Source organism: Acinetobacter sp. YH12152, from assembly GCF_013418285.1.
In the GTDB taxonomy this organism is placed as follows: Bacteria; Pseudomonadota; Gammaproteobacteria; order Pseudomonadales; family Moraxellaceae; genus Acinetobacter; species Acinetobacter amyesii.
This window is the reverse complement of the sequence record NZ_VPCH01000085.1, coordinates 1-7,299: the sequence shown is the minus strand read 5'-3', so window position 1 is coordinate 7,299 and position 7,299 is coordinate 1. Positions and strand designations below refer to the sequence as shown.

General features: G+C 39.8%; 6 protein-coding genes and 1 pseudogene. 4 read left to right on the top strand and 3 right to left on the bottom strand.

What is annotated here, in order from left to right:
* The coding region (locus FTU83_RS16515) for an FAD-dependent oxidoreductase (RefSeq protein ID WP_180107371.1) at nucleotides 1-443 on the top strand (443 nt) is incomplete at its 5' end.
* A 286-nt stretch (nucleotides 444-729) separates the two neighbouring features.
* Here the strand turns inward: FTU83_RS16515 and FTU83_RS16510 are convergent.
* The 3 genes from FTU83_RS16510 to FTU83_RS16500 all read right to left on the bottom strand — a co-directional run bounded on the left by FTU83_RS16510 (nucleotide 730) and on the right by FTU83_RS16500 (nucleotide 2,885).
* Nucleotides 730-984, bottom strand: coding sequence for a YfhL family 4Fe-4S dicluster ferredoxin (locus FTU83_RS16510; protein WP_078194533.1), 255 nt, complete (start codon nucleotides 982-984; stop codon nucleotides 730-732).
* Between the two features lie 9 nt (nucleotides 985-993).
* Nucleotides 994-2,388: a tRNA 5-hydroxyuridine modification protein YegQ gene (yegQ, locus tag FTU83_RS16505; RefSeq protein ID WP_180042289.1), complete on the bottom strand. Its 1,395-nt coding sequence runs from the start codon at nucleotides 2,386-2,388 to the stop codon at nucleotides 994-996.
* An 80-nt stretch (nucleotides 2,389-2,468) separates the two neighbouring features.
* On the bottom strand, nucleotides 2,469-2,885 hold the full coding sequence (locus FTU83_RS16500) for a Cd(II)/Pb(II)-responsive transcriptional regulator (RefSeq protein WP_168379319.1): 417 nt from the start codon (nucleotides 2,883-2,885) through the stop codon (nucleotides 2,469-2,471).
* 76 nt (nucleotides 2,886-2,961) lie between these two features.
* Between FTU83_RS16500 and FTU83_RS16495 the strand changes: the two genes are divergently transcribed.
* From FTU83_RS16495 to FTU83_RS16485, 3 genes and pseudogenes are all read left to right on the top strand, one after another.
* A complete protein-coding gene (locus FTU83_RS16495; RefSeq protein ID WP_180089095.1) occupies nucleotides 2,962-3,597 on the top strand; it encodes a cation transporter in 636 nt (211 codons plus the stop codon).
* Between the two features lie 301 nt (nucleotides 3,598-3,898).
* Nucleotides 3,899-4,462, top strand: a complete 564-nt coding sequence (locus tag FTU83_RS16490) for a TetR/AcrR family transcriptional regulator (protein WP_180056092.1) — start codon at nucleotides 3,899-3,901, stop codon at nucleotides 4,460-4,462.
* A gap of 688 nt (nucleotides 4,463-5,150) precedes the next feature.
* Nucleotides 5,151-7,145 (top strand): annotated as a pseudogene (locus FTU83_RS16485) (type VI secretion system Vgr family protein); the annotation flags it as partial.
* Nucleotides 7,146-7,299: the final 154 nt, after the last annotated feature.

Genomic DNA, 7,299 nt, shown 5'->3' with positions numbered 1-7,299 from the left:
CAGGTATTGTGGAACATGTAACGCTAGTTGAGTTTGATACTAAGCTTCGTGCTGACCAAGTGCTTCAAGACAAGTTAAACAGCTTACCGAATACCACTGTGATCATGAATGCATTGTCTACAGAAGTGGTCGGTGATGGTTCACAAGTCACTGCACTAAAGTATAAAGATCGTGCAACAGATGAAATCAAAACGATAGAATTGGCTGGTATCTTCGTACAAATCGGTTTGTTACCAAATACTGATTTCTTAAAAGAAACAGCGGTTGAACTTTCAAACCGTGGTGAGATCGTAATTAACGAGCGTAACGAAACCAATGTAAAAGGTGTATTTGCTGCCGGTGATTGTACAACAGTACCGTACAAACAAATCATCATTGCGACAGGTGAAGGCGCGAAAGCATCATTGTCTGCTTTTGATTACATCATCCGCTCTGGTCAATAAAAGAAAGGCCAGTGGGTTTCGAGAAACACACTGGCCGCGCTGAATGTTGTCATTTGAATATTATTTTTCTTAATATTCTCGTTTTACAGGAACTTTGGACGCTAACACCGGAGTTCCTTTTTTTGTCTGCAAAATTAGGATTCAAAAATGTCCCCACACATTTTGAATCCTATTCGTTGCCCAGCTATTTTTGTTTTACAACCTTATTTTTATACTTTCCCCAAGGTTGTTTCTCTATAAAATATAAAGCGGAGTAAGCAATTAATATACCAATCTCACCATGCATTTAAGATTTAAATAAATTCAAACCTTTAAACTTCTCCAATAAATCAGTTTGGCTTTCTATATGCTCCGGATGTGGAATAATGCACTCAATCGGACAAACTGAAACACAAGTTTGGTGCTCATAGAAACCGACACATTCAGTACAACGTGCGACATCGATTTCATAAATCTTTGAGCCTTCATAAATAGCGTCATTGGGACATTCAGGTAGACACATGTCACAATTGATGCATTTATCTGTAATCAACAAAGCCATAAAGCGAACTCAAGCCTGATAAGCTAAAGATGAAGCCGAAATATCTACGGTCGAATTGGGTAAATTACGAATCAGTAGGGCATAACGCATATCCACATCGGCAGGCACAGGAATATCAACGATATGACCTGAACCTTTGGCATCGTCAATCAGATTACCTTTTTTATCTTTCATTTCAGTTAAAACGAAGGTGATATTGCCTGAAGTGGTCATCAGTTCTAAAGAATCACCTACAACAAAACGGTTTTTCACTTCGATTTTAAGAGAGTCGCCATTGCGTTCTAAAACTTCACCTACAAACTGTTGATGATCAAAACGTGAAGAGCCGGTTTCATAGTTTTGATATTCACTATGTACATGGCGGCGTAGAAAACCTTCGGTATAACCACGGTTCGCAAGACCTTCAAGTTGTGACATGAGAGCTGGGTCAAATGGTTTACCAGAAAGGGCATCATCGATGGCTTTACGATAAATTTGAGCGGTACGCGCACAGTAGAAATAAGACTTGGTACGGCCTTCAATTTTTAAAGAATGAATGCCCATTTTGGTTAAACGGTCAACATGCTGTACAGCACGCAAGTCTTTCGAGTTCATGAAATAAGTGCCATGTTCATCTTCTTCGGCAGCAAACATGTCTTCTTCATTGCGTTGTAATAAAACCGGCTCGCCGAATTGGTGTTGTTCTAGGGCGTGTTGCTCATCGGCATTTTTATTATTGCAGCATGATGATTCTTTAATTTGTGTGACTGGAATAACATCACCAGTTTCATCTTCAACTGCATCGTGAATTTTATAATCCCATCGGCATGCATTGGTACATGCACCTTGGTTTGCATCACGTTTATTCATATAGCCAGAAAGTAAGCAACGACCGGAGTAAGCCATACATAATGCACCATGTACGAAAACTTCAATTTCCATATCAGGTACATTGTGTTTAATTTCTTCAATTTCTTCGATTGATAATTCACGTGACAGAATGACACGTGTCAGTCCCATATTTTTCCAAAATTTAACCGTTGCCCAGTTCACCGCATTGGCTTGGACAGACAAATGAATGGACACTTCTGGAAAATGTTCACGCACCATCATGATTAGACCAGGGTCAGACATGATCAGTGCATCAGGATTCATGGCAACCACAGGTTCAAGGTCACGGATGAAATTTTTCAGTTTTGAGTTATGCGGTTGGATGTTTACCACCACATAAAACTTTTTCCCTAAGGCATGAGCTTCTTCAATGCCAATTTTTAAATTGTCATGGTCGAAAGCATTATTGCGCACACGTAAGCTATATCGCGGCTGACCTGCATACACGGCATCTGCGCCATAAGCAAAAGCGTAGCGCATATTTTTTAAAGAGCCAGCAGGTGAGAGGAGTTCGGTTACGTGTTGAATCGTCATGTCAATAAAGGCATAAAAAATTTATGGCTTTATTGTAGTGATCTAAAAAAAGGATTCAACCAAGTATTTTAGTTGGGTTTTCAAGATATTCCGTTTTCCAAATGTTTTAAAATTTGGCAATCATTAATTTGACTGGTTTCATTACAGCTAGCACGGAGCTTACTTAACTGTATTTTAAAATTTTCTAATTCTTTAATTTTTTCAGAAACTTGACGAATGTGATTATCAATTAATTCATTCACAGCATGACAGCTTTGCGTAGGGGATTGCTCAAGTTCAAGCAGGGTTTGAATCTCGGTGAGAGAAATATCGAGGTTTCGACAGCGCTTAATAAAAACCAAACGTTTGTACATTTCTTCATCATAATAGCGATAATTGTTGTCTGCGCGGAAGCTAGGTTTCAGCAGTTTTTTCTTTTCATAAAAGCGAATACTGTCAATGCTTACCCCAGATTTGGTGGACAATTCTTTAATCAAATAATGTTTTTGTACGTTCATGCTTGACCTTGGAGTGAGTCCATAGTTTTGAATAAGAGTAATACAAATCCATTGATTTTAAAATTGGAGCACATTTATGGCATGTACATGTAGTCATGAGCCAGCACCAAACAAACCCAACAGTAAATTTCGTATCGCACTTTGGATTGCCTTAATCATTAACGCCATGATGTTTTTGGTGGAGCTGATTGGTGGGGCTTATGCACATTCTTCTGCGCTTTGGGCGGACTCGCTGGATTTCTTTGGTGATGCTGTAAATTATGGGGTTTCATTAGCCGTGCTTGGCGCCAGTTTATATTGGCGTGCAACAGTTGCCTTGGTGAAAGGTTTTGTCATGGCAGCGTTTGGGATCGTTGTGATTGCCAAAGTGCTCTATGCCTATGCCAATGGGATCGCTCCTGAACCAATCACCATGGGTGTGATTGGTATTCTGGCCTTAGTCGCTAATGTCATCTGTGCATACGTCTTATATGCCTTCCGTGAAGGTGACTCCAATATGCAATCCGTTTGGCTATGTAGCCGTAATGATGCGATTGGTAATGTCGCAGTGATCTTGGCTGCAGTCGGGGTATTTGGTACAGGTAGTCTATGGCCAGATTTGATTGTGGCTGTAATCATGGCGATCTTAGGTTTAACGGGTGGTTATCAGGTGATTCGAAAAGCATTACAAGAGCGTAAGCAAAAAGACATTCTGAGTACCCCTTGCTCTTAAATTATTCCTCTTAATTTCACCGTTAATAGCATTCATTTAAGCAAGGTTTTTAACGCAGATGAAGAGTCGTTAAATCGCTAGTTGAAATTAAAATAGCAGTCAGTTTTATACGAAATTTTCCTGACTGCTAATTTGATAAATCTTCTGAAATCAGACTGTATTTAATGGGGTGCTGAGGTTTTATCTACAGACTCCAGTTAAGTTATGCTTTACAATAGCGCGCGAAAATCATGTTTAAAAATTAGGTTTTCTACCTTAAAAGCTTTATGTTTAGGCTCCATTGGTGCATCAGGTAAATTAAATGTCGAAAAAGCAAGACATCATTAACGTTGCGCTCCAACTCTTCAATTCTTATAGCTATAACTCGATTGGTATAGATCGAATTATTGGGGAATCAGGCGTTGCTAAAATGACGTTTTATAAATATTTCCCCTCTAAAGCCAAATTAATTGAAGAATGTCTCGTGATTCGAAATCTTAATTTACAGGAATCACTTGAAGCTGCTATTGCAGAATGTGATCCAGAAGACCATCTTTCGCATATTAAAACCATTTTTGCTTGGTACGATGCTTGGTTTCATACTGCAGATTTCAATGGTTGTATGTTTCAAAAAGCAGTAGAAGAAATATCTAAAGTTTATCCTTCGTCATTACAACCTGCGATCGATTATAAAGACTGGCTCAAATCAAAACTAAGTACTGCTTTGCAAAATCTGGGCATTCAGCAAACTGAACAACTCGCTGCATTTCTGAGTAGTATTTTGGATGGCATGACCATCCAAGCCCAAATTGACCCCAACCAAGTGCATTTAGCAGAGTATTGGAAGCGAGTTGAAACCTTAATTCGTTTGGAATTGGCTGCTTAAAAATTTGTTTGTAGGCATCTAGGTTTTAAATCTAGCGACGACTTATTTGTATTGATTAACCATCAATTTTTTTCACATGACTTAAGATTCTAAGAAAATAAAAAGCGCGATTATTTGGGGTAATCGCGCTTTGCTGACAATTGTGCGTTCAAATCATTCACTTTGTTAGCTTAAGTCAATGATTTGATTTTCGAACGTTTTATACGTTTTCTCTCATTTATATTTTTACCCTCTGAATGCTAAATTCATTCGGTTTTTGCAGCAAAATAGACAGACTTGTCTGTTTTTTTGAATTATAGGGGATCTTAGGTGAATTACAAGACAGGAAAGAAAGGGTTGTGTGTTTTTTAATCTGACTTGAGTTTAAATTAATCTACTATTTTTAAAGATAATATTAAAAAATTAATCATTAAGCTCGGTGCTAATTAGACGATAAACTATTTTTACACTTGTGTGAATGACGTTGCTTGTTGGATGCAAGTGCATGGTCTAAGACCATTTGGTGAATATTTTATATGCAAGAAGTATTTAGTGAGTGGGTTCTCAGCTTTTTAGTTTTAAGTGAATTTTTGAATCGTGGATTTTACATAACGAAACATCTTCTATGGTTTTAAGCATTAAGTTTATTGATGAATTTGACTAAACTAGCAGCAAAATATTTCCATGATTACAATTTAGAATTTTTATTATGTTAGGCAAAATATTTGCTGTATTAGAACAATTGGGTCTATCCGCCCAAAAACGTGCCATTCATGTGCAATTTTCCAACCCTGCGTTGAATGATGAGCTTTTTATTCAACGTATTGATGGGGAGCATGTCTTAAACCAAGGCGTGCAAGCGACTTTGATTTGCCTATCTACTAATGCACTTATTCCACTAAAACAATTTATTGGCGTACAAGTCGCCGTTGATCAAGTGACCGATCAGGGCGAACTCTTCCGCACCACGGGTATTATTACCGAAGCCACCCAAGGCCAGAGTGACGGTTCACTCACGCTGTATAAACTCACTTTAGAAGATGCAACATCGCTGTGGCATAAACGCAGGAACAGCCGTGTGTTTATGAACAAATCGGTGCGCGATGTCAGTGAAACTCTCTTTAAAGAATGGCAAAGCAAAAGTCCGCTCTTTGCTGCCAGTCTAACGCTAGATCTAAGCGGTTTAAGTCAGAACTATGATGTACGACCTTTCATCATGCAGTCGAATGAAAGCGATTATGACTTTTTAACGCGTCTTTGGCGCAGTGAAGGCATCAATTGGCTCATCGATGAAGCGCAGCTGAAAGCACCACATTCCTCAGCGCCAATTGAAAAACAAAAACTCCGCCTGATTGATGACAATAGCCAATATCAAGCACTCAGCCGTCGTAGTATCCGCTTTCATCGCTCTAGTGCCACAGAAAAACAAGACAGCATCACCAGCTTGATCGGTGAACGTAGCATTCAACCGACTGCGGTCCATGTGCAGCGCTGGCAAGCCGATGGACTGAGCCAAGAAGAAGGCGCAGGCTCAGTTCAAAGCAAACATCAGCATAGCCAAAGCCAAGACAATGCCAGTTTAAGTTTGGAACAAGCATGGCATATCAGCCCTGCATGGATGCAAGACTTAAAAGGCGAAGACCAAGCTACCGCTTCATCAAACAGTCAGATTGAAAAACTGAATCAAAACCTAACGCGCTATCACGAGCTACAATCGAAAAAATTCAATGCACAATCGACTGTGCGTGATACACAAGTCGGTTATTGGTTTGAATTGAATGAACACCCAGAAATTGATCAACACAGTGGTGCAGACAAACAATTTTTAATCACAGAAAAGAAATTCTATAACCAAAATAACTTACCCAAAGACCTTACTGAACAAGTCAATCAACTGATTGAACAAAGTCAGTGGAACATTAAACCGATCCATGAACAGGCCGAGCGTCAGGCCAATCAGCTCACATTACAACGCCGCAATATTGCGACGGTTCCTGCATATAACCCACTCGAACACCGTCCAAGCACCCATCCGCAACGGGCTAAAGTCGTTGGGCCAAGTGGTGAAGAAATACATGTCGATGAATGGGGGCGTATCAAAGTCCGCTTCTTATTTACCCGTGGTGATGATCACAGCCATGATGGTGGTGCAGGCAGCAATGACAATGATATGGATTCTGCATGGGTCGATGTACTTACTCCATGGGCAGGTGAAGGTTATGGCGCACGCTTCTTACCGCGCATTAATGAAATCGTAGTTATTGATTTCTTTGACGGTAATATTGACCGACCATTTGTAGTGGGGCGCATACATGAAGCACAGCGCAGTCCAACCCAATTTGATAGTAAAGGCAAACTGCCAGACACCAAAAAACTGGCTGGAATAAAAAGTAAGGAAGTCCAAGGTGAAGGCTTTGGACAACTTCGCTTTGATGACACGACTGGACAAATCTCAACACAATTACAAAGTACCCATGGCGCCACTCAGCTCAACCTAGGGAACCTCAGTCATCCCAAAGAAACCGCAGAAAGTGAGGGAAGAGGCGAAGGTTTTGAACTGAGAACCGACCAATGGGGTGCTATTCGAGCTGGTAAGGGATTATTGATTAGTTCTGCGAGTCAAGAAAACGCCAAAGATATACAATTAAATATAAAAGAGTTGTTAACGCAATTAAATGAATCTATAGAAAAACTCAAAAGTTTAGAAAAAAATGCTCGAGTAAGTAAGGCTTGAACCGTACCGGGTTTGTCGGAGACATTTTTATTTAAGTTAGGCCACGTGACCTAACGGGTTAATCTTATCATAGTACATTGCTTCAAACTCAAAAGGCGATACATAACCCAATGCGCTGTGTACA

What these genes read in the sequence shown, in the direction of transcription:
- yegQ (WP_180042289.1), bottom strand. Translation starts at nt 2,388, where the DNA reads ATGACGATTCAACACGTAACCGAACTCCTCTCACCTGCTGGCTCTTTA.
- FTU83_RS16490 (WP_180056092.1), top strand. Translation starts at nt 3,899, where the DNA reads ATGTCGAAAAAGCAAGACATCATTAACGTTGCGCTCCAACTCTTCAAT.
- FTU83_RS16495 (WP_180089095.1), top strand. Translation starts at nt 2,962, where the DNA reads ATGGCATGTACATGTAGTCATGAGCCAGCACCAAACAAACCCAACAGT.
- FTU83_RS16500 (WP_168379319.1), bottom strand. Translation starts at nt 2,885, where the DNA reads ATGAACGTACAAAAACATTATTTGATTAAAGAATTGTCCACCAAATCT.
- FTU83_RS16510 (WP_078194533.1), bottom strand. Translation starts at nt 984, where the DNA reads ATGGCTTTGTTGATTACAGATAAATGCATCAATTGTGACATGTGTCTA.